The sequence below is a fragment of the Janthinobacterium kumbetense genome (assembly GCF_023703445.1).
GTDB classification, from domain to species: domain Bacteria; phylum Pseudomonadota; class Gammaproteobacteria; order Burkholderiales; family Burkholderiaceae_D; genus Janthinobacterium; species Janthinobacterium kumbetense.
In genome coordinates, this window is sequence record NZ_JAMQGR010000003.1 from 222,328 (window position 1) to 247,828 (window position 25,501).

The 25,501-nt window shown below is 61.5% G+C and carries 21 protein-coding genes; 13 read left to right on the forward strand and 8 right to left on the reverse strand.

The genetic code is table 11. The annotated features are described in order from the left end of the window. Window positions 1–42: 42 nt before the first annotated feature. Window positions 43–1,623: an isocitrate lyase gene (locus tag NCG91_RS11880; RefSeq protein WP_034784508.1), complete on the reverse strand. Its 1,581-nt coding sequence runs from the start codon at window positions 1,621–1,623 to the stop codon at window positions 43–45. 385 nt (window positions 1,624–2,008) lie between these two features. On the opposite strand from NCG91_RS11880, the gene NCG91_RS11885 reads away from it, so the two are divergent. After that, complete coding sequence (locus NCG91_RS11885) at window positions 2,009–2,422, forward strand: SMI1/KNR4 family protein (protein WP_251349843.1); 414 nt, start codon at window positions 2,009–2,011, stop codon at window positions 2,420–2,422. A 56-nt stretch (window positions 2,423–2,478) separates the two neighbouring features. Here NCG91_RS11885 and NCG91_RS11890 read toward each other — a convergent pair whose 3' ends face one another. Continuing rightward, window positions 2,479–3,783, reverse strand: a complete 1,305-nt coding sequence (locus NCG91_RS11890; protein WP_099665267.1) for an MFS transporter — start codon at window positions 3,781–3,783, stop codon at window positions 2,479–2,481. A 151-nt stretch (window positions 3,784–3,934) separates the two neighbouring features. Between NCG91_RS11890 and NCG91_RS11895 the strand changes: the two genes are divergently transcribed. Next, window positions 3,935–4,651 (forward strand): SDR family NAD(P)-dependent oxidoreductase, encoded by a 717-nt coding sequence (locus tag NCG91_RS11895; protein ID WP_099665266.1) that lies wholly within the window; start codon window positions 3,935–3,937, stop codon window positions 4,649–4,651. A gap of 3 nt (window positions 4,652–4,654) precedes the next feature. Here the strand turns inward: NCG91_RS11895 and NCG91_RS11900 are convergent, their stop codons facing one another. Further along, window positions 4,655–5,173 (reverse strand): hypothetical protein, encoded by a 519-nt coding sequence (locus NCG91_RS11900; protein ID WP_251349844.1) that lies wholly within the window; start codon window positions 5,171–5,173, stop codon window positions 4,655–4,657. A 40-nt stretch (window positions 5,174–5,213) separates the two neighbouring features. Then, a complete protein-coding gene (locus NCG91_RS11905; RefSeq protein ID WP_251349845.1) occupies window positions 5,214–6,404 on the reverse strand; it encodes a DUF1566 domain-containing protein in 1,191 nt (396 codons plus the stop codon). 331 nt (window positions 6,405–6,735) lie between these two features. Here NCG91_RS11905 and NCG91_RS11910 point away from each other — a divergent pair, with 331 nt between their 5' ends. The 10 genes from NCG91_RS11910 to NCG91_RS11955 all read left to right on the forward strand — a co-directional run bounded on the left by NCG91_RS11910 (window position 6,736) and on the right by NCG91_RS11955 (window position 17,606). Continuing rightward, a complete protein-coding gene (locus tag NCG91_RS11910) occupies window positions 6,736–8,691 on the forward strand; it encodes a PKD domain-containing protein (protein ID WP_251349846.1) in 1,956 nt (651 codons plus the stop codon). Window positions 8,692–8,797: 106 nt separating this feature from the next. Further along, a complete protein-coding gene (locus NCG91_RS11915; protein WP_251349847.1) occupies window positions 8,798–9,226 on the forward strand; it encodes a hypothetical protein in 429 nt (142 codons plus the stop codon). Window positions 9,227–9,300: 74 nt separating this feature from the next. Continuing rightward, complete coding sequence (locus NCG91_RS11920; RefSeq protein WP_251349848.1) at window positions 9,301–10,257, forward strand: bifunctional helix-turn-helix transcriptional regulator/GNAT family N-acetyltransferase; 957 nt, start codon at window positions 9,301–9,303, stop codon at window positions 10,255–10,257. Window positions 10,258–10,364: 107 nt separating this feature from the next. Beyond that, entirely contained in the window at window positions 10,365–11,003 is a 639-nt protein-coding gene (locus NCG91_RS11925) for a TetR/AcrR family transcriptional regulator (RefSeq protein ID WP_218965280.1), read from the forward strand. Window positions 11,004–11,119: 116 nt separating this feature from the next. Next, window positions 11,120–11,926 carry an alpha/beta fold hydrolase gene (locus tag NCG91_RS11930; protein ID WP_251349849.1) on the forward strand — a complete coding sequence of 269 codons (807 nt, stop codon included), beginning with the start codon at window positions 11,120–11,122 and terminating at the stop codon, window positions 11,924–11,926. A 148-nt stretch (window positions 11,927–12,074) separates the two neighbouring features. After that, complete coding sequence (locus NCG91_RS11935) at window positions 12,075–14,279, forward strand: TonB-dependent receptor (protein ID WP_251349850.1); 2,205 nt, start codon at window positions 12,075–12,077, stop codon at window positions 14,277–14,279. Window positions 14,280–14,403: 124 nt separating this feature from the next. Next, on the forward strand, window positions 14,404–15,399 hold the full coding sequence (locus NCG91_RS11940; protein WP_099665257.1) for an extracellular catalytic domain type 1 short-chain-length polyhydroxyalkanoate depolymerase: 996 nt from the start codon (window positions 14,404–14,406) through the stop codon (window positions 15,397–15,399). 74 nt (window positions 15,400–15,473) lie between these two features. Then, window positions 15,474–16,337, forward strand: coding sequence for a hypothetical protein (locus tag NCG91_RS11945; protein WP_251349851.1), 864 nt, complete (start codon window positions 15,474–15,476; stop codon window positions 16,335–16,337). Window positions 16,338–16,470: 133 nt separating this feature from the next. Beyond that, window positions 16,471–17,133 (forward strand): hypothetical protein, encoded by a 663-nt coding sequence (locus NCG91_RS11950; protein WP_251349852.1) that lies wholly within the window; start codon window positions 16,471–16,473, stop codon window positions 17,131–17,133. A 38-nt stretch (window positions 17,134–17,171) separates the two neighbouring features. Then, window positions 17,172–17,606: a DUF695 domain-containing protein gene (locus NCG91_RS11955; RefSeq protein ID WP_070257244.1), complete on the forward strand. Its 435-nt coding sequence runs from the start codon at window positions 17,172–17,174 to the stop codon at window positions 17,604–17,606. Here NCG91_RS11955 and bla read toward each other — a convergent pair whose 3' ends face one another. Then, on the reverse strand, window positions 17,607–18,500 hold the full coding sequence (gene bla / locus NCG91_RS11960; RefSeq protein ID WP_251349853.1) for a class A beta-lactamase: 894 nt from the start codon (window positions 18,498–18,500) through the stop codon (window positions 17,607–17,609). Next, window positions 18,493–21,168: a hybrid sensor histidine kinase/response regulator gene (locus tag NCG91_RS11965; protein WP_251349854.1), complete on the reverse strand. Its 2,676-nt coding sequence runs from the start codon at window positions 21,166–21,168 to the stop codon at window positions 18,493–18,495. Before NCG91_RS11965 ends, bla begins: the two co-directional genes overlap by 8 nt. 508 nt (window positions 21,169–21,676) lie before the next feature. Here NCG91_RS11965 and NCG91_RS11970 point away from each other — a divergent pair. Next, window positions 21,677–23,902 (forward strand): TonB-dependent receptor, encoded by a 2,226-nt coding sequence (locus tag NCG91_RS11970; protein WP_251349855.1) that lies wholly within the window; start codon window positions 21,677–21,679, stop codon window positions 23,900–23,902. A gap of 74 nt (window positions 23,903–23,976) precedes the next feature. On the opposite strand, the gene gluQRS is transcribed toward NCG91_RS11970, so the two are convergent. Together gluQRS and NCG91_RS11980 are read right to left on the reverse strand one after the other, a co-directional pair. After that, entirely contained in the window at window positions 23,977–24,897 is a 921-nt protein-coding gene (gluQRS, locus tag NCG91_RS11975) for a tRNA glutamyl-Q(34) synthetase GluQRS (protein ID WP_251349856.1), read from the reverse strand. A 167-nt stretch (window positions 24,898–25,064) separates the two neighbouring features. Beyond that, the gene (locus NCG91_RS11980) at window positions 25,065–25,493 is read right to left on the reverse strand and encodes a hypothetical protein (RefSeq protein WP_251349857.1); all 429 of its coding nucleotides are present in this window, start codon (window positions 25,491–25,493) and stop codon (window positions 25,065–25,067) included. Window positions 25,494–25,501 lie beyond the last annotated feature (8 nt).

Below are 25,501 nucleotides of genomic sequence, written 5' to 3' on the forward strand. Positions count from 1 at the left end.
CCGCCAAAGCGGGCTTTCTCACTCTACAGCCAAACCAACAACTCAGAACTGGTTCATCGTGTTGTCTTTACCAGCTGCTTTGAGCGCCGCTTCGCCGCTGAAGTAATCCTTGTGATCGTCGCCGATGTCCGAGCCGGACATGTTTTGATGTTTCACGCAGGCGATGCCCTGGCGGATTTCCTTGCGCTGCACGCCGGCCACGTAGCCCAGCATGCCCTGGTCGCCGAAGTATTCCTTGGCCAGGTTGTCCGTCGACAAGGCTGCCGTGTGGTAGGTCGGCAGGGTGATCAGGTGGTGGAAGATGCCGGCTTCGCGGGCCGAGTCGGCCTGGAAGGTGCGGATCTTCTCGTCGGCGGCGATCGCCAGTTCCGTCTGGTCGTATTCCACGCTCATCAGCTGGGCGCGGTCGTAGGCGGACACGTCCTTGCCTGCCGCTTTCATGCCGTCGAAGATTTGCTGGCGGAAGTTCAGGGTCCAGTTGAACGATGGGCTGTTGTTGTACACCAGCTTGGCGTTCGGGATGACCTTGCGGATTTCGCTGACCATGCCGCCGATTTGCGCGATATGCGGTTTTTCCGTTTCGATCCACAGCAGGTCGGCGCCGTTTTGCAAGGAGGTGATGCAGTCGAGCACGCAACGCTCTTCGCCGGAACCGGCGCGGAACTGGAACAGGTTGCTCGGCAGGCGTTTCGGACGCAGCAGCTTGCCTTCGCGCTTGATGATGACGTCGCCATTGCCCAGCGCGTCAGCCGACACTTCTTCGCAGTCGAGGAAGGAATTGTATTGGTCGCCCAGGTCGCCTGGTTCGTTGGTGACGGCGATCTGCTTGGTCAGGCCGGCGCCCAGCGAGTCCGTGCGGGCGACGATGATGCCGTCGTCCACGCCCAGTTCCAGGAAGGCGTAGCGGATGGCGCGGATCTTGGCCAGGAAATCTTCGTGCGGCACCGTGACTTTACCGTCCTGGTGGCCGCATTGTTTCTCGTCGGATACCTGGTTTTCGATCTGGATGCAGCAGGCGCCCGCTTCGATGAACTGCTTCGCCAGCAGGTAAGTCGCTTCCGCATTGCCGAAACCGGCGTCGATGTCGGCGATGATGGGCACGACGTGGGTCACGTGGCCGTCGATCTTGGCCTGGATGGCTTGCTTGGCATCGCCCTGGGCCGCGTCCAATTGGCGGAACAGGCCGCCCAGTTCGCGTGCATCGGCCTGGCGCAGGAAGGTGTACAGTTCCTTGATCAGGGCGGAGACGGCGGTTTTTTCATGCATCGACTGGTCCGGCAGCGGGCCGAACTCGGAGCGCAGGGCGGCGACCATCCAGCCGGACAGGTAGAGGTAGCGGCGGTCGGTGCTGTTGAAGTGTTTCTTGATCGAGATCATCTTCTGTTGACCGATGAAACCATGCCAGCAACCGAGCGACTGGGTGTACTTGGATGGGTCCGCATCGTAGGCGGCCATGTCGTTGCGCATGATCTTCGCCGTGTACTTGGCGATGTCCAGGCCAGTCTTGAACTTGTTCTGGGCGCGCATGCGGGCGGCGGACTCGGGATTGATGGCGTTCCAGGCGCTACCTTGTTGGTCTTTCAAACCAGCAACAGCCTTGATGTCGTCTTGATATTGGGACATGTGAATCTCCTAAAAAGAAAAGCTATGTTTGAGAAAATCGCCGAGTGCGCCACAACGTCTTGTCGAAGCAAACTGCATGACTAAATAGTAGGCCGATTCGCGCCGATCTTCAAGTCTTATATAAGACATATAACTTAAATTTAATCGTTCTTTTTCAACGACTTAATTATGATTTTTCAGGATGTGAAATGAATTTTCAAAAAGTGAGAGCATTAATGGATGAGTCTGCCGTTTGAAATCCCGCGATGTGAAACGCCTTTTCAGATTTTGGTGCAGCGCGACAAATCGGGGCGAAAGGAGCCACCCGAAGGTGGCGTAGCGGTACATTTGTTTTAATATCATGCTCCGCTTGTGAAAGGTAACGTCAGCGATGCAGATTAACGGTATGGATTTACCCGCCGAGTATATTGCTTTTGCGGCAAGATATCGGGATGCGGCAGGATTCTGCAATTTGAGGCTGAAGGAGGAGCTCGATTCTTTCGGTCGCGTCCTGCAGACGGAATTGGCGCACATCTATACGGATGCCGTCGAATTGACTGCCCGGACAGCGCAGCTTGGGGCGTATTTCGTCGGCGATGGCTGCTATGGGGAGCCTGGAAGCGGCAGTGCTGGCCCGGGAGCCATGCCGGACATCGTTGATTTTACAGAAATCATTTGTTTCGGCATGGCCGGTGACGGCAGTCCATTCTGTCTCGATTTCAGGGGTGCCCGGGGCGCACCATCCGTCATCTTGTGGGACGATGATTACTGGCGGAAGATTTCAAACTCCTTTGAAGACTTTCTATTGCTATTTTCCTGATCGCTTGCCGGGACAGTTGCTGCAGCGCACGAGGCAAGCCCGCGCGCTGCCCAAATCTAGCGTCCCACCGTCTGCCGCTGGTCCTTGATGAACAGGGCCGTCAGCATGCCCACCACGCACACGCCGATCACGTAATAGGCGGGGCCCAGTACGTTGTTCTTCAGCATCAGGGTCACCACCACGGGTGTCAGGCCGCCGAAAATCGCATACGACAAGTTGTAGGAAAACGACAGTCCCGAGAAGCGTACCTGGGCCGGAAACGCTTGCACCAGCACGTAGGGCACGGCGCCGACGACGCCGACGAACAGGCCCGTCATGGCGTACAGGGGCAGCAGCAGGTCGGGGCGGGTGCCGACGGTGGTGTAGAAGAGGTACGTGGAAATGGCCAGCAGCACGGAACCGACGAAGATCACGCGCTTGCCGCCCAGGCGGTCGGCCAGCATGCCGGCGATGATGCAGCCGAAGGCCAGACACAGGGTCGCCACGGTATTGGCCACCAGCGTGGTGCGCGGCGCGATGTGGTGGATCTTTTGCAGCAGGGCAGGCGTCATCAGGATGACGACGACGATGCCGGCCGACAACATCCACGTCAGCAGCATCGAGACGACGACGGCGCCGCGGTGGCTGCGCAGCACGGATTTCAAGGGCATTTCCGTCGCCAGCGCCTTGCGCTGCTGCATTTCCGCAAACACGGGCGTTTCATGCAGCCAGCGGCGCAGATACATGGCGCCGAAGCCGAAGATGCCCCCCAGCAAGAACGGATAGCGCCAGGCGCCATCGGTGATTTCCGCCGGCGTGTAGACGGTGTTCAAGCCCGTCGCCACGAGCGAACCCAACAAAATACCGACAGTCAGGCCCGCCGTCAGCACGCCGCAGGCAAAGCCCGTGAAACGGCTGGGCACGTGTTCGGACACGAACACCCAGGCGCCCGGCACTTCGCCGCCCACGGCCGCGCCCTGGAAGATGCGCATCAACAGCAGCAGCAGCGGGGCGGCCAGGCCGATGGTGGCATACGTGGGCAGCAGGCCGATCAGCAAGGTCGGCACGGCCATCATCAGGATGGACAGGGTGAACATGCGCTTGCGGCCGAGCAAGTCGCCGAAGTGGGCCATGACGATGCCGCCCAGCGGACGCACGACGTAGCCGGCGGCGAAGATGCCGAAGGTTTGCAGCAGGCGCAGCCATTCCGGCATTTCCGGCGGGAAGAACAACTGGCCGATGGCGTTGGCAAAGAAGACGAAGATGATGAAGTCGTAGAATTCCAGCGCGCCGCCCAGGGCGGCCAGCGACAGGGTCTTGTAGTCTTGCTGGGTGAGGGGACGGCTTGCGGCGTTGCTTGCGGCGGTGTCGGAGGTAGGCATGTGTCTCGTTCTTGTGTGTTATGGGAGATTGCCAGACCTAGCATACGCATTTCCGCCGCGTGAGTAAATGCGGGGGGAGGGGGAGCCGCCTCAGCTGTGCTTAATACAACGCCGCTATCATCGGCGTTGACTTCATTGCAAAGGACACAGTATGCACATCATGATCGTGGGCGCCAGCCGGGGCCTGGGACGCGCGCTGGTGGACGGTTTGCTCGCTGACGGGCACGCCGTCATCGGCGTATCGCGCCAGCAACCTGCCGACTTGCCCGCCGGCCAGGGCACGCAGCTGCAATGGATCGCGGCGGACCTGGCCGCGCCCGCCGAGGCCGTCGAACGCATCGCGCGTGCAGCGCCGGCCGCGCTGGACGCGGTGATCTACAACCTGGGCGTGTGGGAAGAAAAGGCCTTCAGCGATGACTACGCTTTTCTCGGCGATGCGGACGACGCCATCGTCGACATGGTCAATACGAATATCACGGCGACGATATTGCTGCTCAAGCGCCTGGTGCCCCGCTTGCTGGCCAGCAACAAGCCGCAGCTGATACTCACGGGGTCGACGTCCGGCCTGCGCCAGAGCGGCCGCCCGGAAGTGACGTTCAGCGCGTCGAAATTCGCCTTGAACGGCATCGCCGACGCCTTGCGCGAAGGTTTCCGCGAACAGGGGCTGGCCGTGACGGCGCTGCAACTCGGTTACCTGAATACCTACGATGGCTTGTCCGTGCCGCTGGCGGACGCTAGCGCGCGCGGCGAAGGCGAGCTGATACCCGTGCATGACGTCGTTGCCGTCGTGCGCATGCTGCTGAACCTGTCGAACGCCTCGTTCGTGCGCGAACTGGTGATGCCCGCGCTGCGCGACGAGCGTTTCTGACTCTTACGCGTCCTTGCCGTAGACCTCGGACCAGCCGAGACGCTCTTCCAGCCACTCGTCCGCTTCGGATGAGTCCATCTGCAGCAGCAGGGCGCCCAGGCGCAAGTTGCCCTTGGCCAGGGCCAGCACGGCGAACACGGATTCCAGCATGACGGGGTCGAGCTGGCCCTGCAAGTCGCGCGCGGCGATGGCGGGCAGTTGCGCCCAGGCATCGCGGTAGCTGTCGGCCAGCCAGTCCGGCAGAGGCGGATTGTGTTTGCGGTGGCGCTCGATTTCAATCAGGGCGATGAGCGCATAGAAATCTTCTTCGCGCGCTTGCGCGCCGCCCAGCATGGCGACGAGCTGGGGTACGGCCGCATACGAGGCGACGCCCACGTCGCCCTGGTGGTGCAGCTCTTCCCACAGCTCATGCCAGACGTCTTCGCCCGCCTGCATGACCTTGAGCGCCTCGGCCACGTCGTAAGGTACGCGGTAGCCGCCTTCTAGGGTGGGCCAGAGGGGATCGTCGAGTGATAACAGCATGGTTTTCCTTGATGGGACAGCTCGGCTGAGCAAACGCGCACTATACAAGCACCCGGCGCACGCAGAGCGCGTAGCCGTCGAACTCGCGCAAAGTCTGATAGGCGACGCCCGTGTCAAAGTCCTTGCACCAGGCTTCGTCTTCGATGTCGCCCGGCTCGCTCGACCAGTGCCAGTTTGGCCGGAATGCCTCTTTCAATGTCGCATACAGCAAGGTCTGCTCGCGTCGATCCGGCAAGCTGTGGCCGAGGCTGGCGGCCCAGTCCGACGTGGCTTGCCACGAGTCGTACTCCGGCTCGAGCTTGTCCGGCTGCAATAGCAGATGGTAGTCGGGCGCGCCATCCTTGCCGAGAATCAGGCCGGCATAGCGCTCGCCCTGCCGCAAGGGGACGGGGGCGGCCGCCGCTGGCGCCAATTCGACCCGGCGCACGGCGCAGGCGCGGCCGCTGTAGGTCTTGCGAAAGTTGTATTGGGTGCCGTTATCGAAATCGTGGCTCCAGGCCAGGCGGGGCAGGATGGCGTCCGCTTCCGACGACCAGTACCAGGCATCCGGAAAGGCGTCGCGCAAGTTGGCGTGCAGCAAGGCCAGTTCGCTGCGCGTGGGCAGGCAGGCGCCGCGCGCCGCGGCCCAGTCGAGCGCGGCTTGCCAGGGCAGGGCGCCGGCCTCGCCGGGCAGCAGGAACAGCTGGTAGCCGGGGGCGCCAGCGTGGCCAGGCATGATGCCCGCGTAGCGCTCGCCGGCAATGACGCCCAGCACGCCAGGGCAATGCCCGAACCAGCCATCGTCTTCTTCCTCGGCAATAAAGGCCGCGATCAGCGCCTGAGGCGCGGGCGGCGCGCCGGCCAGCAGGGAGTTGAAGCAGTTGATGGCCGAGGCGTGGGGCGTACCGGCGCGATTGGCGATACCGACGAGAAACTCGCCCGCCCAGTCGGGCAAGGTGGCGATCAGGCGCGGCAGTTCATGCAGCAGTGCCATGCAATACGCCGTCTCGCCGTAGCGCCAGGCGGCGCGGTTGGCTATCTGATAGGCGCCGTAATCGTGTTCGGCTTGCACGGATTGAAAGATGGCCAGTGCGTATTGCGCGCCTTCCTTGCCCGTCAGCGCATCGAGCATGGCGCAGTAGCGCTGGAAGCGCTGCTGGGCTTCATCGGGCGGCATGGCGGTGTCGTCGTCCTGGATGATGTTGCCCACAATTAAAAGTTCGGCTTTCCAGTGTTCGAATGAGGGTGGCATGGCATGAATGAAATGATCGCGATGAGCTGCCATTATGACCTGTGCCGCCCGTGATTTTATTGATGGTGGCAGATTTCTTTTCGATCAAAATGCATCGTCCTTGTTTTCGTGTTTATTAATTCGGCTTCCTGTGGTGACTCATCGTTACAAATGAATTTTATTAGATGGTTGTGGCGCGATATTTTTCTCTGCTTGAAATGGATAATAAGAAGGCGGCGCTGGAATTAATATATTTTTATGCCGTTCAATTCAGCGGTTGCCTATCATATTTTTTACTTATCGTGAATAATTCGGGTCGAGTGAAATATCATTAACCTGATCGGAATATCACGTGAATAGTAGAATTTTATTTTGTGCGCTGGCTTTTGCTGCCTTGTCGGCCTGTGGCGGCGGAAGTAATAACTCGGCGGACAATGGCGGCGCAGTCGTGCCACCCGTTACCCCTTCCATTCCGGTGGCGAATACGGCGCCCGTCGCGCAGGCCGGGCCCGCCCAAAGCGTGGTGGTCGGCAGCGTCGTGACCTTGGACGCGAGCACCAGCTCCGATGCGAATGGCGATGCCTTGACCTACAAATGGGTGATCAGCTCCAAACCTGCATCCAGCGCCGCTGTCCTGGATTCCTTATCTGCCGTGAAACCGACTTTTACCGCTGATGTGGAGGGCGTGTACGTGGCCACGCTGATGGTCAATGATGGCAAGATCAGCAGCGAGCTGTCGTCGGTGACGGTTGCCGCGTCGGTAGCCAATGCCCCGCCTGTCGCCAACGCGGGGCAGTCAATGACCATTGTTGCGGGTATGGGTATCATGTTGGATGGTAGCGCAAGCAGCGATGCGAATGGCGATATCCTCACCTATAAATGGAGCCTGGTATCGAAACCTGCCGGCAGTACTGTACGGATCGTGGATGCAAACTCCGTGCGTCCGTATGTCGGCGTGGATTTGCCGGGTGCCTATGAACTGAGCCTGGTTGTCAACGATGGCAAGGTCGATAGTGCGCCGGCTTTCGTGACGACGACGGCGGTTGTCGGCAATGCCCGGCCATTGGCCAATGCGGGCGTGGCGCAGAACGTGCTCAAGGGGAACACCGTCATTCTTGATGGCAGCGCAAGTTCCGATGCGAATGGCGATGCCCTGACGTATTACTGGACCCTGACTTACCGTCCTGCGGGGAGTACTGCCACGTTGTCGTCCGCAACGCTGGTGAAACCCTCTTTTATCGCCGACAAGGCTGGCACGTACGTCGCCACGTTGCGTGTGTGGGACGCAACGACATCGAGCGATTCAATGAGCGTCACGATTACGGCGACGTCCACGAATGCCGCTCCGGTGGCGAATGCCGGGGTGGATCAGCGTGTGCTGGCAGGTGCGTATGGTGTGACCCTCGATGGCAGGGGCAGTTCGGATGCGGACGGCGACAATCTCAGCTATAAATGGACGTTCATCTCCGTGCCGCCAAATAGCATGCTGCAACCGTTTCCCGGCGAATTGTACCGCAGCCAGGCAGTCAGCAGATTTTGGGCGAATGTGCCGGGAACCTATGTCGTCAGCCTTGTCGTCAATGACGGTACGGTCGACAGTGCACCATCAACCGCCACCATTATTGCCGCTGCAAGCTCGACCAATGCGGAGCCGATGGCCAATGCGGGCATAGATCAGGTTGTCGCACCAGGAACGACCGTGCGTTTGACGGGACTTGGCAGTACGGATGCGGACCGCGATGTCTTGACATACCGCTGGCAGTTGAAGAGCAAGCCTGCTGGCAGTGCGGCCGTGCTGTCGTCGCTGACTGCCGCGCAGCCGACATTTGTCGCAGATATGGCCGGTGATTATGTCGCGACATTAATCGTCAACGATGGCTCGGTGAATAGTGGCGAAGATAATGTCACGGTAACGGCGACGCCGAATCTGCTCAATTTATACCAGGTGCAGGACAATGGGGCCGGTCCGGTCGAGACGAAGGCCGGCTTGCCTTACCTCGCCAATGCGACGGTACAGAAGTCGTGCTCGGGATCGTGCGCGGCCAACTTTACGGTCGATACCTTCAAGGTGGCCGCCGCCGGGACGAGCTTCATGATTACCAATGTGACGGCCGTCGACAGTACCGGCAAGGTCGTTCCGGCCATCGTCGGTCTGGTGTCGGGCCAGGTCATTCCTGCCGGCAGCAGCGCCACCTTCTCGCTGGTGTCGCCCAAGACGAATGGCGCAACGGTTAAACTGAGCTACAAGTTCTTTGTGGCGGAAACGGGCCAGTCTTTCGTTTATAACGCCGACTTCACGTCAAACTAAGTGATGTAACTCAGTGATGTAACTAAATGATGTAACTCAGTGATGTAATATGGCGAACGCCGGGCTTCGGTTCCGCGTTCGCCAGCCCCACTTGCCCACTTGCCCCATGCCCACCTGGACTTCCCCGCCACAACTCGTCGCCCTGGCCGGCTTTTATGCGCAGGCGCAAGCCCATCCGGGTGCCATCGGCGACGCGGCCTTTCTCGACGCCGTCAAAGCCGCCCACTGGCCCACCAACTGCTGGAGTTACGTGGAAGCATCGTTCGCCATCATCGCGCCCGCCTGCCTGCTGCGTCCGCATCTGACCGCCGAGCTGATCGCCTTGCCGATCGACGCCATGATCGCGGGCGGCCTGGACGATGCGGGGCAAGTCATCGCCATCGGCCTGGCCTGCGCCACGCGCGATGCGCCGTATGTGGCGGTGAGTGCAGAGGGCAAGCGCTGGCTGACGCAGGTGTGGCCGACTCTGGAAGAGCTGGTCGAGACCGTGTTTCAGGCCAGGCTGCAGGAGGCGCTGGCGGAAGATGAGGACTAGGCAAGCCTGCCCTTGACTTGGAAAGCCCGTTTACGTTAGGGTATACGTAACTACTTACATATATCCCGCCCAACATGTCTTCCAACTTGCAAACCTACGGCTCCCTGATGCTGGCCAGCCGCCTGCGCCGTCTTTCCGATCAACTGTATGCGGGCGTCGATACCAGCTATCTGGCCGCTGGCGTCGAGCTGACGTCGCGTTGTTTCCCCCTGTTATTGCTGCTGCGCGACAACGGCCCGACGGCGATCACGGCCCTGGCCGCGCAGATCGGGCAGACGCACCCGGTGGTGGTGCAGCTGGGGCGCAAGCTGCTCGATGCCGGCGTGGTGGCGGAGATGCCGGACGCCAAGGATGAGCGGCGCCGGCTGCTGGCGCTGTCCGACGCCGGGCAAGCGTTGCTGCGCAACATGGCACCCCTGTGGGACGACGTGCGTGCGGCCGTCGATACGGTGTTCGAGCAGGGGACGCCGCAGCTGATGGCCAGCCTGGACCGGGCCGAAGCGCGCCTGCAGGCGCAAGGTTTCGGCGAAACGATCGCCGCCTGCCGGCGCCAGCGCGAGCGGGCGGCCGTGGAAATCATCGATTACGAGCCGCAATACGCGGCAGACTTCAAGCGGCTGAATATCGCCTGGCTGGAGCGGTATTTCTATGTCGAGGCGCTGGACGACAAGGTGCTGTCCGACCCGCAGCGCTCGATCCTGGACGACGGCGGACAGATTTTTCTTGCGCGTTTGGACGGCAAGATCGTCGGCACCTGCGCCCTGATCCGCGCCGGCGACGCCAGTATCGAGCTGTCGAAGATGGCCGTCACCCCCGAGTGCCAGGGCCTGGGCATCGCGCGCCGCCTGATCGAACGGGCCTTCGGCGCCTTCGAGGCCAGCGGCGCGCAATTGCTGTTCCTGGAATCGAACAGCAAGCTGGCGCCCGCCATCCGCCTGTATGAAAGCAGCGGTTTTACGCACGTGGCGAGGCCCGTCGGCGAGGCCCATTACCAGCGCGCCGACGTCTACATGGAGTGGCAGGGCCGCTAGTGCACGCCAGGGCGCCACGCGGCGCTCCCCATCGGCCGTCTCCCGCGTTACAATACGCGCATCCATAACGGAACTTAGGTTCCACTATTCCGAGACGCCGACGCCGCATGCCTTCCTTCCCGATGCCCTTCCCGCAGTTGATCGTTCCACCCGAGCCCACCCAGGCGCGCAGCAAGCTGGCCTTCGAGCGCTTGCTGCTGGTAGGGGAACAGTTGCTGGCGGAAAACCGTTTCGATGAAATCGGCGTGGCCGACCTGGCAAAACTGGCGGAAACCTCGGTGGGCACGTTTTACCGTTTATTGGGCGACAAGGACACCTTGAGCCGCTTGCTGCTGCAGCGCTTTTTTTCCGACATGGTGGAAAAGGTCGAAACCCTGACGGAGCTGCGCCAGTGGGAAGGGCGCAGCCTGGAAGACTTCATCCGCGCCATGGTGGCCATGTTCGTGGCCGTCAACATGGGCCGGCGCGGCGTGCTGCGCGCCCTGATCACGCGCTGCTCGCAGGATGCGCAGTTCCGCGACAAGGTGCACCAGATCAACCATCTGATCTCGCAGCGCACGGTTGCCGTGCTGGCCAGCAAGTCGGCCAGCATCCGCCATCCGAATCCCACGCAGGCGATGATGGTGGTGCCGCCCGTGCTGCTGGGCATCCTGAACCAGCACGTGTTGTCGGGTTCGCTGTCCTTCCTGTCGGCGGCCGCGCTGGAAGATGAGCTGGTCCGTGTTGCTTTAAATTACCTGACTTGAGATATTTACCGATTTAACTTGAAATCGGAATTCGGATTCCGTATTATGTTTTCCAACAGCAGGAAAATATATTCCTGCACCTGAACACAAAGCATGTTCAACAGCAAGGAGACAGAATGCGGCGTCACACGACATCCGATGTTCCATTGCATTATCTCGACCTCGGTCCCGGCACACAGGCAGGGCAGGGCGATCCCGTGTTTTTGTTGCACGGCCTCGGTTCCTGCGCCGAAGACTGGCGCCCGCAAATCGACGCCCTCGGCAGCAGCCATCGCTTGATCGTGCCCGACCTGCGCGGCCATGGCGCCAGTCCGGCGCCCAACGGCGACTGGCAGATCGGCGACTTCGCCAACGACCTCTTCAACCTGATGGACCAGCTCGACGTGGCGCGCGCGCACATCGTCGGCTTTTCGCTGGGCGGCATGGTGGGCCTGGAAATGGCCAACCGCGCCCCCGGCCGGGTCGCCAGTTTGTGCCTGATCAATTCCCAGCCGTTCCAGGGCAGCAAACCGGCCGCGCTGCTGTTTGCCTACTGGCTGCGCCGCACGGTGATCGCCACCTTCGGCTTGAAAGCCATGGGCAAGATCATCGGCAAGAAACTGTTTCCCGATCCTGCCCAGCAAGCCCTCGTCGAGCGCTTCGCCACGCAGATGGCGGGCATGGACAAGCGCGCCTACCTGGCCGCGCTGGATGCCATTTTCCATTGGGATATCGACATCCATTTCCAGGCCCTGGCCATGCCCGTCCTGATCATGGCGGCGGACCAGGATTACACGCCCGTCGCCAGCAAGCGGGCCTTTGCCGCACAGTTTCAGCAGTGCGAGATCGAGATCATCGCGAACTCGCGCCACGCCACGCCCCTGGACCAGGCGCAGCGTGTGAATACCTTGTTGCAGTCCTTCCTTACCATAAATTCAAAATAAACAGGCCACTCGCCGCACGGGCCGGGGGCCGGAACACAGTCATCGCAGGGCAGGTGCACGCTTTTTGCGCGCGGGTACCGTTACGTCTTGCGATTCTGGAATCCGGCCGTTTTCCCTGGCGGTAAGCAAGCCTGACATTGGAGACGCTATGAAACTTGCTTTGAAATTGATGCCCGCCGCCCTCGCCGTTGCCGGCGCGTTTGCCACCCAGGCCCAGGCGCAGGAAGCCAACCCGGCAACTGCCGTCAGCGCCCAGGAAGCCAGCGATGCGAAAGAACGCATGGAAACCGTGACGGTCTCTGCCCGCCGCCGCGAAGAGCGGCTGCAGGACGTGCCGCTGGCCGTCACGGCGTTTTCCGCCAAGGCCCTGGAACGGGCGAATATCCAGAACCTGGCCGATTTGCAGGAGCGCGTGCCGAACCTGACCGTGTACGCTTCGCGCGGCACGAATACCACCCTGACGGCATTTATCCGCGGCGTCGGCCAGGCCGACCCCGTCTGGGGCGTGGACCCGGGCGTGGGCATTTACTTTGACGACGTCTACATGGCCCGTCCGCAAGGCGCCCTGCTCGACGTGTTCGATGTGCAACGCATCGAAGTGCTGCGCGGCCCGCAAGGCACCCTGTACGGCAAGAACACCATCGGCGGCGCCATCAAATACATTTCGCGCCCCTTGGCGAAGGAAAACGGCGCTTCGGCGGAAGTGGGCATCGGCAACTACAACCAGCGCAACTTCAAGGCTGCCTTCAACGTGGCCAATGAGAACGGCACGTGGCGCGCGCGCCTGGCGGCTGCCAAGCTGGACCGCGACGGTTTCGGCCGCAACACGTTTAACGGCGAACAGGTCAGCGACCAGGACAGCACGGCCGCGCGCCTGTCCGTCGGTTACTTCCCGCAGGACATCCCCTTGACCGTCGTGCTGAGCCTGGACGCCACGGACGACAAATCGGGCGTGCGCGGCTTCCAGCGCATGGGCGTGAGCGCCTTCGATCCGCTCAAGCGGCTACCGAGCACTAGCGCCTACGATATCCAGAGCGGCATGCGGGGCAACAACTTCACGCACAACCGGGGCGGCTCGCTGGTGGCCAACTACACCTTGTCGAACGACTGGTCCGTGAAAGTGATCGGCGCCAAGCGGCGCAGCACGTCCGAACAAACCATCGACTTCGACGGCTTGCCGCAGCCCATCGCCGACGTGTTCGGCGACTCGCGCGACGAGCAGAAAAGCCTGGAATTGCAGGCGTCCTACAGCGGCGACTATGGCGCCGGCGTGATCGGCTTGTACCGCTTCGAAGGCACGGCCGGCGGTGGCATCTACAACAATTTCCTGGGGCGCCAGTTCCAGGCCGCCGTCAGCACGGTGGAGACGGACAGCACGGCGCTGTACACGGACTGGACCTGGCCTGTGGGCAAGGCGTGGAGCATCAATGCGGGCTTGCGCCACACGCGCGAGGAAAAGCGCGCCATCGTGCTCAACCGTGCTTTTGCCGACGTGGGCTTCACGCGGCCGATCCAGACGGCGGCCGATTTCGACAAGTCTTTGTCGGTCAGCAATACCTCGCCGAAATTGTCCGTGCGCTATGAAGCGTCGAAGACGACGAATTTCTACAGCAACTTGTCGCGCGGCTTCAAGTCGGGCGGCTACAACGTGCGCGCCAACAATCTGGTGGTGCCCGATTCCGCGCGCCCGTACAAGGATGAAAAACTCGATGCGCTGGAAGTGGGCATGAAGTACGCGGCGCCGGACGATACCTTCGACGCCAACGTGGCCCTGTTCTACAACCGCTACAAGGATATCCAGTTGTCCGTCTTCACCAGCTACGTGCAGCCGGGCGGCTTGCCCGGCTTCTATGGCGACTTCACGAATGCGGGCAAGGCCACCGTGAAAGGCGCGGAGTTCGAATTCTCGTGGCGGCCGAACCGTCAGTGGGAAGTCAACGGCTTCCTCGCCTTGCTGAACGCCAGCTATGACGAGTTCATGAGCGGCGGCAAGAACATTGCGGATACGCAAAAGTTCAGCAATACGCCGCGCCGGCAAGTGGGCTTGAACCTGACGCGCACGGACCGCGACGTGTTCGGCGGCGCCCTGCGCAGCATGGTCGGCTATGGCTACCGCAGCAAGGTGTATCCGACCACGGACTTGAGCGAAGTGCTGGCGCAGGGCGGCTACAGCATGTGGACGGCTGGCGTCGTATGGGAAGCGCCGAAGAACTGGACCTTCAGCTTGCATGGCAGCAACCTGGGCAATAAACGCTACCGCACGGATGGCTACAACATTCCTGCGTTGTTCATCCTCGACGGTTTCTATGGCCCGCCGCGCCAGATCATCGCCAAGGCAGGCTACAAATTTTAAGGTTCTCAACTATCGGGGCTGGACCCGCCGGGTCCGGCCTCGCTGGTCGTAAGTGCCGGCTTGATATGCATCAAGCCGGTTTGTTGTCGCTGTTTTCGTCCTTAATAATAATCAGGAGACTGGCATGGCACATCTGAATCAGCAACTGCGTCACTTGTTATCTGCACTCATCGCCGCCTGCGGCTTGCTGGCCGCGCTGCCGGCCGCAGCAGGCCAGTGGGACTTCGGCCTGTACGCGAGCCTGTGGGGTTCGCGCGAATACCAGGTCTGGCTACCGAGCAACTACAATCCGAATACGCCGCTGCCCGTCGTGCTGATGCTGCACGGCTGCGGCTCCGAGCCCAACAGCATGGCCGCCGTCAGCCGCTACAACCAGCTGGCCGACAGCGAAAACTTCATCGTCGTCTATCCGCGCCAGAACGTCACGGCCAACCCGATGCGCTGCTGGAATTTCATGTTGCCGCTGAACCAGGAGCGGGGCACGGGCGAACCGGCCGTGCTGATGGGCATCTTGAACAAGGTCAAGAGCAAGTATGCGGTGCAGGACAGCCGCGTGTATGTGACGGGCATCTCGGCCGGCGGCGCCATGGCGTCCATCATGGCCGCCTGCTACTCGGACGTGTTCGCCGCCGTGATGGTGCATTCGGGCGGCATGTACAAGGGCGCCACGGGCATGGTCACGGCCGCCGATTCCCTGTTCAACGGCAGCTCCTTCGACCCGAAAGTGCGCGGCAAGGATGCCTGGCGCTGCTCGGGGTCGCCGCGCCGATTGATGCCGACGATGGTGTTCCACGGCACTTCCGACATCGTCGTCAACCCGATCAATGGCGAGCAAACCATCGAGCAATTCCTGCAAACGAGCGATTACGGCGACGATGGCCTCGACAATGACAGCGTGCGCTACCGTGCCGACAGCATCGTGCGCCAGACGGTGCCGTACGGCCGCAGCTATTCCATCGACACGTATTTGCACAACGGCGCCGTCATCGCGCAAAAGTACACGGTCGAGGGCATGAACCACGCGTGGAGCGGCGGCCCTCCCGGCTGGCCATTCAGCGACGAGCTGGGCCCGGACGCCACCGTGATCAGCTGGAATTTCTTCAAGAATTACCAGCGCTGATGGCGTAGGGAAATTTCCATCTTGTAGAATGGGGCGCCGCGATTGCGCCCCACTTTATGCCAGTGAAAAATCCCATGCCCGCTTGCCGCCTGCTGTCCTGCCTTGCCGTCGCCTTGCTGTCCGCTTGCGCCAGTGGCGGTCCGCCCGCGCCATCGGCCGCCGAGGCGCAAGCGTTCGAGCGTGCTGCCCAGCAAGACAGCATGCGCAGCGAATGCGACTGGAACGCGCGCTACGCGCCCGTCGCGCCCAGGGACGCCAGCGTGGCGCAGCTGCAGGCGATCGCCACGGCGCGCCTGGCGGCCTTGCAACTGGCGCCCGCCTGGACCTTGTCCATGCCCGGCAGCGAAGCGCACGCCTTTACGGAGTCGGAGCAGGACCGTGCCGGGCTGCAATTGCTTCTCAGCATCGTCTTGCCGGCCATGGAGCGCTATCCGGCCGGCGTCTTCGCGCGCACGGGCTTGCGCCACGTCGTCCTGGTCAAGGATTTGAGCGTGGACGGCCAGCGCCGCCTGGCCATGCCGGCGCCGGAAATCGACAGCGTCGTCTACGCCGATAACCTGCTGGCCGCGATGTGTCCATCCGGCATGGAGCTGCGCGTGCACCACGAGTACTACCACTTCATCGAATACCGGCTGTTCAACGATTTCTATTACCGCGACCCAGCCTGGCTGGCCCTGAACCCGCCCGGCACAGCCTACGGCCAGGGCGGCGCCACGGCCTATGGCAAGGGTTTCCAGAACCTGGGCCACCCGCAGCCGGGCCTCGTCAGCCTGTACGCGGCCTACGGCCCCGAGGAAGACAAGGCGGAAGTGTTCGGCTGGATGATGACGCCCGCGTATGCGTTGCGGCTGGAGCAATGGAGCCTGGCGGATGCGGCGCTGGCGGCCAAGCGGCACGTCTTGCGGCAAGTACTGGACAGCAAGTCAACTGCTGACTGAAGATCGAGCCGGTTTCGCCAGCTTCGGCACCTCCCGATCCCGCACGCTCCTGGTATTTCCTGGTAACTATATAATCTGCGCTTGGGCGATACCCGCCCTTGAACGTCGATGAAGGAATGCCATGCTTGGATCCATGCCTAGATATATCGTGCGCCCCTTGGCGCTGTGCGTAGTGTCGGCTGTGTGCCTCTCTGCCAGTGCCGCCGAGGCGGTGGCGGTGGATGCGCAGCAGCGCGCGTCCTTGCTGGAATTTTATGCGCAGCAATATCCGGGCGAGCCGGCTGCGCGCACCGTGTTCGAGAGCGTGCCCGTGGTGGGCGGACGCGGCAGCGAAGTGGTGGGCAGCGTGGAAACGGCGCCGTATCGCGGTCATGGCGCGCTGTGCCGCACGCAGCGCACCAAGTTCGTGCTGCACGGCGAGGGCAAGCTGGCGCGCTGGCAAGAGGCGGGCATGGAGTATTACGCCTGGCTCGACCGTGGCACTTGCCGCGCCGTGGCCGAACCCGTGCGCATGCTGCAGCGCGTCCCCGATGCGGAACTGGAAGGTGTGTTGCTGTACCAGAAGCCGCTGCTGGAGCGGGCGCGCTTATTGATGGCGGGCAATACGGCCTGCGCCCCGTTGCGGGCGCTGAAGTTTTCGCTGGCGGCCGTCGACGTGGGCGCCGCCGCACCGCGCGCCGAAGAGCGCTATGCGCTTGTGTTCAAGAGCGACCGCGACAGCTACGCCCGCGTCTGGCTGCGCAAGAGCGGTGCCCAGTATGACGCGTGGAATGTGACTTGCCCGCCAGTGCTGTAAGCTGCGCCCCCTCGATTGTTTTTTTGACTGTTGCAACCATGAACGAAAATTCCACTTCCGCCCGCAGCTGGGGCACCATCGTCACGCATAGCGACGAGATGGCCATCATCTACCGCTATGTCGACACTTTCCATGACGATTGGGACCTGTCGTCGCAGCCGGACCGCATCATCATCGCCTGGCGTTATGAGGACGAGACGGGCATGCCCGCGCCGAACGAGCGCGAGCACATGGAAGAGCTGGAAGCGGCGCTGGCGCCCGTGGTGGAAGAGGAAGGTTTTGCCACGCTGGCGCTGGTGTCGACGGGCGAGAACTTGCGCGAATGGATTTATTACACGCAGTCGGGCGAAGAATTCTTCAATCGCCTGAACACGGCGCTGGCGCCGCGTCCAAAGTTCCCGATTGAAATCCGCAGCGCGGCCGACCCCGCCTGGTCCACGTATGCAGGCTTCATGGCTGCGCTGCCGAAGTAATTACGTCAACGCGGCCGTCACGATGCGCGTGGCGGCCGTGATGATGTCCTGATTCGTGTCGGCTTTTTTCTGTTCGCGCGTGTAGTACACGGCGATGATCAGCGGCGCGCCGCTGGCCGGGTAGGCGACGCCGATGTCGTTGACGCTGCCATACGCGCCCGAGCCCGTTTTATCCGCCACCTGCCAGCCGGCAGGCACGCCGGCGCGGATGCGCTTGTCGCCCGTCGTGTTGCCGCGCATCCACGCGTCCAGTTGCTGGCGCTGCGTTGCTGGCAAGCTATTTCCCAATAATAATTGCTGCAAGCTGTGCGCCATGGACGCGGGGCTGGCCGTGTCACGCACTTCGCCGGGGATGGCGCTATTCAATTCCGTTTCCCAACGCTCCAGCTGGAACACCGTATTGCCGATGCTGCGCGCAAACGCCGTCACGGCTTGCGGTCCGCCCAATATTGTCATCAAGAAATTGGCCGCGCTATTGTCGCTGTACTGCAAGGTGGCGGCGCACAGGTCGGCCACGTTCATGCCGTCGGCCAGATGCTTTTCCGTGATGGGCGAATACGTGACCAGTTCTTTTTTCTCGTAGCGCACGTGCTGGTCCAGCAAGCCCGGCTGGCTGACGCTGCGGGCCAGCACGGCGCCCGCCAGCATCGCCTTGAAGGTGCTGGCCAGGGGGAAGCGTTCGTCGGCGCGATAGGCAACGCGCTGTTCGCTGCCGTGGCGCCAGGCGGCAACGCCGAGGCGTCCGCCTGCGGCCTGTTCCAGCGCGGCCAGCTGCGTTTGGGCGGCGGCGATGCCGGTGGCGGGCGCGGCAAACAGCAGCGGTGTCGGGCACAGCAGGGCGGTGCCGCCGGCCAGCAGGAGGTGGCGGCGGACGTGGTTCAGGGATTCAGTCATGGTCGGTCAGTGTTGTTGGAGTGGAAAGGGTGGCCAGCAGTTCGCCGATGGCAAGCAGGTTGGCCGGTTTGGTCAGATGGTGGTCGAAGCCGGCCGCGCTCGACTGGCTGCGGTCGTTTTCGGCGCCCCAGCCCGTCAAGGCAACGAGCACGACGTTGGCGCCGGCCGGTATCCGGCGCAGCGCGCGCGCCACTTCGTAGCCGTTCATGCCGGGCAAGCCGATGTCGAGGAAGATGACGTCCGGCAAAAATTGCGGCGCCACGGCCAGGGCTTGCGCGCCGTCGTGGGCCACTTGCGTGGCATGGCCCATCATGTCGAGCACGGCGGCAAGGGTATCGGCCGCATCGACATTGTCGTCGACCACCAGCACGCGGAAATGCGGGCCGCCGGCGGTGCTGGCGGGCGTGGCTGGTGCGGAAGGCGCTATCGCTGCCTCCGTCAGCAGGGGCAGGCGCACGCTGAAGGTGCTGCCCAGGCCGGCGCCGGGACTGGCCGCCGTGGCGCTGCCCCCATGCAACTCGGCCAGGCGCCGCACCAGCGACAGGCCGATTCCCAGCCCGCCCTGCGCGCGGCCCATGTTCTGTCCCACCTGGGTGAACATGTCAAACACGGTCGTGATCGACTCGGCGGGGATGCCGACGCCGCTGTCCGTGACCTCGATCAATGCCTCATTGCCATCGCGCCGCGCGCGCAAGCTGATCTGGCCGCCGGCCGGCGTGTACTTGGCGGCATTGTTGAGCAAATTGCCCAGCACTTGCGCCAGGCGCGTAGGGTCGGCCTCGAGCGGCAGCGCTTGTTCATCGACTTGCACCTGCAATTGATGGCGGCTGGCCTCGATCAGCGGCATGCTCGTTTCCACGGCGCTGGCGATGATGGTTTTCAAGTCCGCGCGTTCCAGCTTGAGTTCGATCTGGCCCCGCGTGATGCGTGCCACGTCCAGCAAATCATTGACCAGATGCACCATCTGATTGACTTGCCGCTCCATCACGTCGCGCACTCTCGCCACGGTGGCGGGCTTGTCGGCGGCCAGGCGCATGATTTGCAAGCCGTTGCGGATGGGCGCCAGCGGGTTGCGCAGTTCGTGCGCCAGCGTGGCCAGGAATTCCGTCTTGCGCCGGTCCATTTCGGACAGGTTGTCGGCCAGCTGGCGCAATTGCTGCTCAGAACGCTTGCGCTCGCTGATGTCGCTGAACAATACCGTCAGCAGGCGGCTGCCGGGGCCGCCCAGGCGCGCGGCGAAGACTTCGAACCAGCGCTCCATGGCCACGGCTTCGTTTTCGTAGCGTACGGGCTCGCCGGTCTTGACGACCTGGTCATACATGTCGAACCAGTGCTGGTCATGGTCGGGCACGAAGCTGCGGATGGTCTTGCCGATGGCATTGTCCAGTCCCGATTGCTTGACGAAGGCGGGGTTGCCTTCCAGGTAGCGGAAATCGACGGGGCGGCCTTGCTCGTCGTACAGCATTTCGATGACGCAAAAAGCCTGGTCCATCAGCTCGATCAGGGTGCGATAGCGTTCCTCGCTGCGGCGCAGCGCATCTTCCACCTGTTTCTGGCGCGTAATGTCGAGCAAGACGCCGGGCAATTGCAGGGGCGTGCCATCGGGCGCGTATTCCGCGCGGCCCCGCGCGATGACCGAGCGGTACTGGCCATCGCCGGCGCCGACGCGGTAGCTTGCCTCGAACGGCGTGTGCGCCTGCAGCGCCTGGGCAATCTGCGCGCTGACTTGCTCGCGGTCATCGGGATGGATGATGTCCAGGTAGCGCGCCAGCGGCGCCGCCGTGGCCGCATCGGCATTGACGGGGAACAAGCGCGCCATATTGCTGTCGGCCGTGACCCGGTCGGCAACGATGTCCCAGTTCCAGGTGGCCACTTCGCCGGCCGCCAGGGTCAGGCGCAGGGTTTCCTCGTTCTGCTTGCTGGTCGTCAAGTCGAGCGAAATGCCGGACAGGGCGATCACGTTGCCGGCGCCATCGCTGGCGCAGGTGCCGCGCATGTGCGCCCAGTGCAGTGAACCGTCGGGCCAGCGCACGCGGATGTCGATTTCGAAATCGCTGGCGCTGGCGATGGCCGCGTGCACCACCGTCTGCCAGTGCTGCAGGTCGCCGTCGAGCATGGCGCCCGTCAGCTGCGCGTAATCGATGCGGCTGTCAGGTGGCAGGCCCAGATTCGCCTTGAAGGCGTCGGAGCCGGCCATGCTGCCGCTGCCCAGGTCGATCTCCCACGTACCCATGCGGCCGCCCTGCATGGCCAGGCGCAGCCGCTGTTCCGTCTGCCGTTGCCGCGTCACGTCGCTATGCGAGCCCAGCCATTCAACGATGCTGCCGTCGGGCGCCAGCACGGGCAGCATGCGCACGAGCATGTTGCGGTAGGCGCCGCTGACGTGGCGCAGCCGGTATTCCGCTTCGAACACGCTGGTCAAATGCGATGGCATGACGTAAGGCAAGTTGCGGTCGTCCGGATGCAGGGCATTGACCCAGCCGCGGCCCAGCAGTTCGGCTTCGGTCTGGCCCGTGAAGGCGCGCCAGGACGGCTGGTCGGCATCGAACTGGCCGAAGGTTTTCGTGCTCCAGACGATGTCGCAATGGGCGCTCAGCAGCAGATGCGCCGCCTGGGCGGCGACGGTGGAGGACGGGACGGCGTTGCTGGGCTGGCTGGGTTCGGACATGGAGGCTATCGATGATGGTGCAGGGGGCCGCCGCCGCACTGGAATGGGGCGGCCTGGCAACTTCATTCTGGCGATATTACAACTATTTTTACCCTCGGGGCTGTCTCGCAGGGCAGCAATTCCGCTTTCGGCTGGCCTGGCGAAAAGGTGCGTCACGTGGCATGGCATCGGAGGAAATAGCAAGGCGAGCACGCTATTGTGGCTGAATAACCACTAGTCTGGCCTTTATGTTGATGAATGAATATTTTACATAACAATATTCTTGCAGCGCATAAGGCGCTTGAATTAAATTGGCGCCTTACTTAAAAGTTGGTGTTCATCAGACATCCCGGAGATGCGGCCAGAACCGCTGTCAGCTTGGACGACAGCCAGGGCAGAGCCAGTGACGCCGAGAGCGGAGAGACATCCGCTCGCGCTGTTGCACCGAAATGGTGCAAACGATCATCCAGCGCCGTACATAACCCGGAGACAGGTTTCGCAATTCTTTTTTAAACTTCTGGGAAACAACATGATCAAGATGTCCAAGATGCACAAGCGTTTGTGCGCCAAAAGCGCTGCTATGCTGGCACTGTCCGCTGCCTTGCCTATCGGCTCGGCTTATGCTGATGAAGTCGCTGCTGATACGACCCCTGCCGCCAGCCAGCTGGAAACCGTGACCGTGACGGCGCAGCGCCGCAAGGAAAATATCCGCGACGTGCCCGTCTCCGTGTCGCTGCTGCGTGATGAAAAGCTCGACGTGCTGGTGTCCGGTGGACAAGACATTCGCGTGCTGGCCGGCAAAGTGCCGAGCCTGAACGTGGAATCGTCGAATGGCCGCACCTTCCCCCGCTTCTACATCCGCGGCTACGGCAATACCGACTTCAACATCTTTGCATCGCAACCTGTTTCCCTGATTTACGACGATGTCGTGCAAGAAAATCCTATCCTCAAGGGCTATCCGATTTTCGACGTGGCTGGCGTGGAAGTGCTGCGCGGCCCGCAAGGCACCTTGTTCGGCCGCAATACGCCTGCCGGCGTGGTCAAGTTCGAATCCGTCAAGCCGAACCTGGACAAGGTTGAAGGCTATTACAACGTTTCCGCCGCCACGCACAACACCACCAATTTCGACGGCGCCGTCAACGTGCCGCTGAGCAAAGAATGGGCCATGCGTGTCTCGACCTTGCGCCAGCACCGCGACGATTACGTCGACAACACGTTTACGGGCCAGAAAAACGCGCTGGACGGCTACAACGAACACGCGGAACGCGTGCAACTGATGTATGCGCCGAACGGCACGTTCAACGCCCTGTTCAATGTGCATCAGCGCAGCACCACGGGCAGCGCGCGCGTGTTCTTCGCCAACGCCATCAAGCTGGGCACGAATGACCTGGTCGACGGTTTCAATCCGACCAAATCCTACACCGATGCCTTGAACTTCCAGGAGCTGCGCACCAATGGCGCCAGCGCCCGCCTGAGCTGGGAACTCGATGGCGTCAAACTGTACTCGATCACCGGTTTCGAACGCGTAGGCAAGTATGTGTCGCATGGCGACATCGACGGTGGCGCGCCGGGCATGGTGCCAGCGATTCCATTCCCGGTTGAAACGGCTGGCGGCATCAGCAGCGTGAAACAGTACTCGCAAGAATTCCGCGCCGAATCGAAAAATGCCGGTCCGCTCAATTGGCAGGCTGGCGTGTACTACTTCAACGAAGATGCCAACGGCTACACGGATAATTTCGGCGGTAGCGACCATGCGCTCGTTTCGCACCTGGCCAGCCGCCAGAAAAACAGTGCCTGGGCCACCTTCGGTTCCGTCAACTATGCCGTCAACGATGACTTCATGCTGCGTGCAGGCTTGCGTTACACCAAGGACAAGAAGGATTTCAACACCGTTGAAGCGGACCGTATCGTCCAGATTTCTCCGACCAGCGCCGATGTCAGCAAAGCCAAGGTCAACTGGGACCTGAGCGGTACCTACAAGTACAACAAGGACGTGAACTTCTACGGCCGTGTCGCTACCGGTTTCCGCGCGCCAAGTATTGCGCCAGCCAGCGACAAGGTGTCCGTAACGGTTGCCGACGCGGAAACCATCACCTCGGTCGAAGCGGGCATCAAGGCCGACCTGTTCGAGCGCCGTGCCCGCGTTGCTTTCAGCCTGTACAACTACCAGGTCAAAAACCAGCAACTGACGGTCGTGGGCGGCACCTCGAACGTGACGCGTTTGATCAACGCAGCCAAGACGAATGGCCGCGGCGCGGAACTGGAACTGGAAGGTTTTGTTACGCCTAGCCTGAAGATGTCCCTGGGCGGCAGCTACAACTTCACGGAAATCAAGGATCCGAGCCTGTCGGTGGCCACGTGCCGCAGCTGCACCGTGACCGATCCGAAAAACGCCGCCGGCTTCGCCATCATCAATGGCAATCCGTTGCCGCAAGCGCCGAAGTGGACGGTTACCGCCACGGGCCGTTATTCGATCCCGATGGAAAACGGCGAATTCTTCGTCTTCACGGACTGGGCTTACCGCAGCAAGATCAACTTCTTCCTGTACGAGTCCACCGAGTTCACCGGCAAGCCGATGGTCGAAGGTGGCTTGCGCGTGGGCTACACCTGGGATGCCGGCAAGTATGAAATGGCCGTTTTTGGCCGCAACATCACCGACACCCAGCGTATCACGGGTGCCATCGACTTCAACAACCGCACGGGCTTCATCAATGAGCCACGTCAGTTTGGCGTTCAATTTAAAGGCAACTTCTAATTGCCAGACTTCAGGTGCCGGCCATGTGCTGGCGCCTGCATTGCTACCCGCCCGGTTCGCCGTGGCGGGTTTTTTTATGGGTGCTCGGGAAGCTGCGCCAGCCGCCGCGCCCACGCGGGAATGGCTTGCCGCCAGAAGTCTTCCACCTTGTCGGCGCGCACCTCGAGGCCGAGGAAGCGGGCCGCCGGCAGCAGCGCCGACGCCAGCAGGTCGGCGGCATTGCTTGCCGTATCGAAGGCGAGGGCGCCAGTCTGCTTGGATAGCTTTTCGCCGCTGTCGTTCGTGACGACAGGCACGTGCAGGAAACCGGGGTGGGGCAAGCCCAGCACATCCTGCAGATACAGCTGGCGCGGTGTGGAATCGAGTAAGTCCGCCCCGCGCACCACCTGCGTGATGCCTTGTGCGCCATCGTCGACGACGACGGCCAGCTGATACGCCCAATAGCCATCGCCGCGCAGCACGATGAAGTCACCCACTTCGCTGGTCAAGTCCTGCCGCTGCGGGCCGGCCCAGCGGTCGGCAAAAGCGTACACCGCATCGGCCCCTTGCGGCACCCGCAGCCGCAAGGCCCGTGCCGCCTTGCCTGGCGCCAAGCCGTGGCGGCAAGTGCCCGGATACACGGTAGCTGCGCCCTTGGGCCCGCCCGCCTGCAGCACCGAATCCTGGATCTCCTTGCGCGAACAGCCGCACGCATACACAAGGCCATCATCCTGCAACTGTTTCAGCGCCGCCTCGTATAGCGGCAAGCGCCGGCTCTGCCACGTCGCCTCGCCATCCCACTGCATGCCGCAGCGCTGCAGGCTGGCCAGGATGCCCCGATCGGCACCCTCGACATTGCGGTCATAGTCCAGGTCCTCGATGCGCAGCAGCCACGTTCCATGATGCACCTTCGCATCGAGATAACTGGCCATGGCGGCAACGAGCGAACCCATGTGCAGTGGGCCGGAGGGCGAGGGGGCGAAGCGGCCGATGTAGGGGACGGGCGTTGAGGTCATGCAAAAATTTTTATGAAAATCTGATGTGCTGGTGTCGCAGAGTTGATTGGCATATTGTAAGTCTGCAATGGAAAGTATCGTTCAGAGTGAAAAGTAAGTCAAATTCGAACTTGATTTTTTAATTTTTTGCTCTTAAAAATAGTTTTTTAAATTGTCTTCCATGCATACTAATATAGATAGTGGCAAATAATTGATGTCGTAAGATTGTGAGGGTCATAAAATGCATCTACCTCGCCCCATGATCCAGATTGTGGAAGAGTAAGTTGGAAGTTTTCAAAAAACCATCCCCTCATTTTTTTCGTGTATTTCCCTTCCGATTTTGATTGAATTTCATTAGTATTTTTTTCTGGTCCAATATCCCAGAATTTTATATGGCCATTATTTTTTTCAAAAAAAACAATTGCAATTATGGTTTCTTTCGGTTTATTTTCGTTTTTTAATGTTGTCTTGTAAGATATTATCTCGCCATCTCTTTTTATCCAATCCTTCCATATTTGTTTTTTTGATTGTGATAGTAAATCATTTCGTTTCATACCTCTGAATAAGGTAATGAATTTTCCGATATTGATGGATCCGTCAGTAGTATTTATTTTCATAATTTATC

Excerpts from the sequence above, each read along its gene's own strand:
- NCG91_RS11885 (WP_251349843.1), top strand. The coding sequence starts at position 2,009 with ATGGATTTACCCGCCGAGTATATTGCTTTTGCGGCAAGATATCGGGAT.
- NCG91_RS11965 (WP_251349854.1), bottom strand. The coding sequence starts at position 21,168 with ATGTCCGAACCCAGCCAGCCCAGCAACGCCGTCCCGTCCTCCACCGTC.
- NCG91_RS11900 (WP_251349844.1), bottom strand. The coding sequence starts at position 5,173 with ATGCTGTTATCACTCGACGATCCCCTCTGGCCCACCCTAGAAGGCGGC.
- NCG91_RS11920 (WP_251349848.1), top strand. The coding sequence starts at position 9,301 with ATGTCTTCCAACTTGCAAACCTACGGCTCCCTGATGCTGGCCAGCCGC.
- NCG91_RS11915 (WP_251349847.1), top strand. The coding sequence starts at position 8,798 with ATGCCCACCTGGACTTCCCCGCCACAACTCGTCGCCCTGGCCGGCTTT.
- NCG91_RS11950 (WP_251349852.1), top strand. The coding sequence starts at position 16,471 with ATGCCTAGATATATCGTGCGCCCCTTGGCGCTGTGCGTAGTGTCGGCT.
- NCG91_RS11925 (WP_218965280.1), top strand. The coding sequence starts at position 10,365 with ATGCCTTCCTTCCCGATGCCCTTCCCGCAGTTGATCGTTCCACCCGAG.
- NCG91_RS11895 (WP_099665266.1), top strand. The coding sequence starts at position 3,935 with ATGCACATCATGATCGTGGGCGCCAGCCGGGGCCTGGGACGCGCGCTG.
- NCG91_RS11940 (WP_099665257.1), top strand. The coding sequence starts at position 14,404 with ATGGCACATCTGAATCAGCAACTGCGTCACTTGTTATCTGCACTCATC.
- NCG91_RS11955 (WP_070257244.1), top strand. The coding sequence starts at position 17,172 with ATGAACGAAAATTCCACTTCCGCCCGCAGCTGGGGCACCATCGTCACG.
- NCG91_RS11890 (WP_099665267.1), bottom strand. The coding sequence starts at position 3,783 with ATGCCTACCTCCGACACCGCCGCAAGCAACGCCGCAAGCCGTCCCCTC.
- NCG91_RS11880 (WP_034784508.1), bottom strand. The coding sequence starts at position 1,623 with ATGTCCCAATATCAAGACGACATCAAGGCTGTTGCTGGTTTGAAAGAC.
- NCG91_RS11930 (WP_251349849.1), top strand. The coding sequence starts at position 11,120 with ATGCGGCGTCACACGACATCCGATGTTCCATTGCATTATCTCGACCTC.
- NCG91_RS11935 (WP_251349850.1), top strand. The coding sequence starts at position 12,075 with ATGAAACTTGCTTTGAAATTGATGCCCGCCGCCCTCGCCGTTGCCGGC.
- bla (WP_251349853.1), bottom strand. The coding sequence starts at position 18,500 with ATGACTGAATCCCTGAACCACGTCCGCCGCCACCTCCTGCTGGCCGGC.
- NCG91_RS11945 (WP_251349851.1), top strand. The coding sequence starts at position 15,474 with ATGCCCGCTTGCCGCCTGCTGTCCTGCCTTGCCGTCGCCTTGCTGTCC.
- gluQRS (WP_251349856.1), bottom strand. The coding sequence starts at position 24,897 with ATGACCTCAACGCCCGTCCCCTACATCGGCCGCTTCGCCCCCTCGCCC.
- NCG91_RS11970 (WP_251349855.1), top strand. The coding sequence starts at position 21,677 with ATGATCAAGATGTCCAAGATGCACAAGCGTTTGTGCGCCAAAAGCGCT.
- NCG91_RS11905 (WP_251349845.1), bottom strand. The coding sequence starts at position 6,404 with ATGCCACCCTCATTCGAACACTGGAAAGCCGAACTTTTAATTGTGGGC.
- NCG91_RS11980 (WP_251349857.1), bottom strand. The coding sequence starts at position 25,493 with ATGAAAATAAATACTACTGACGGATCCATCAATATCGGAAAATTCATT.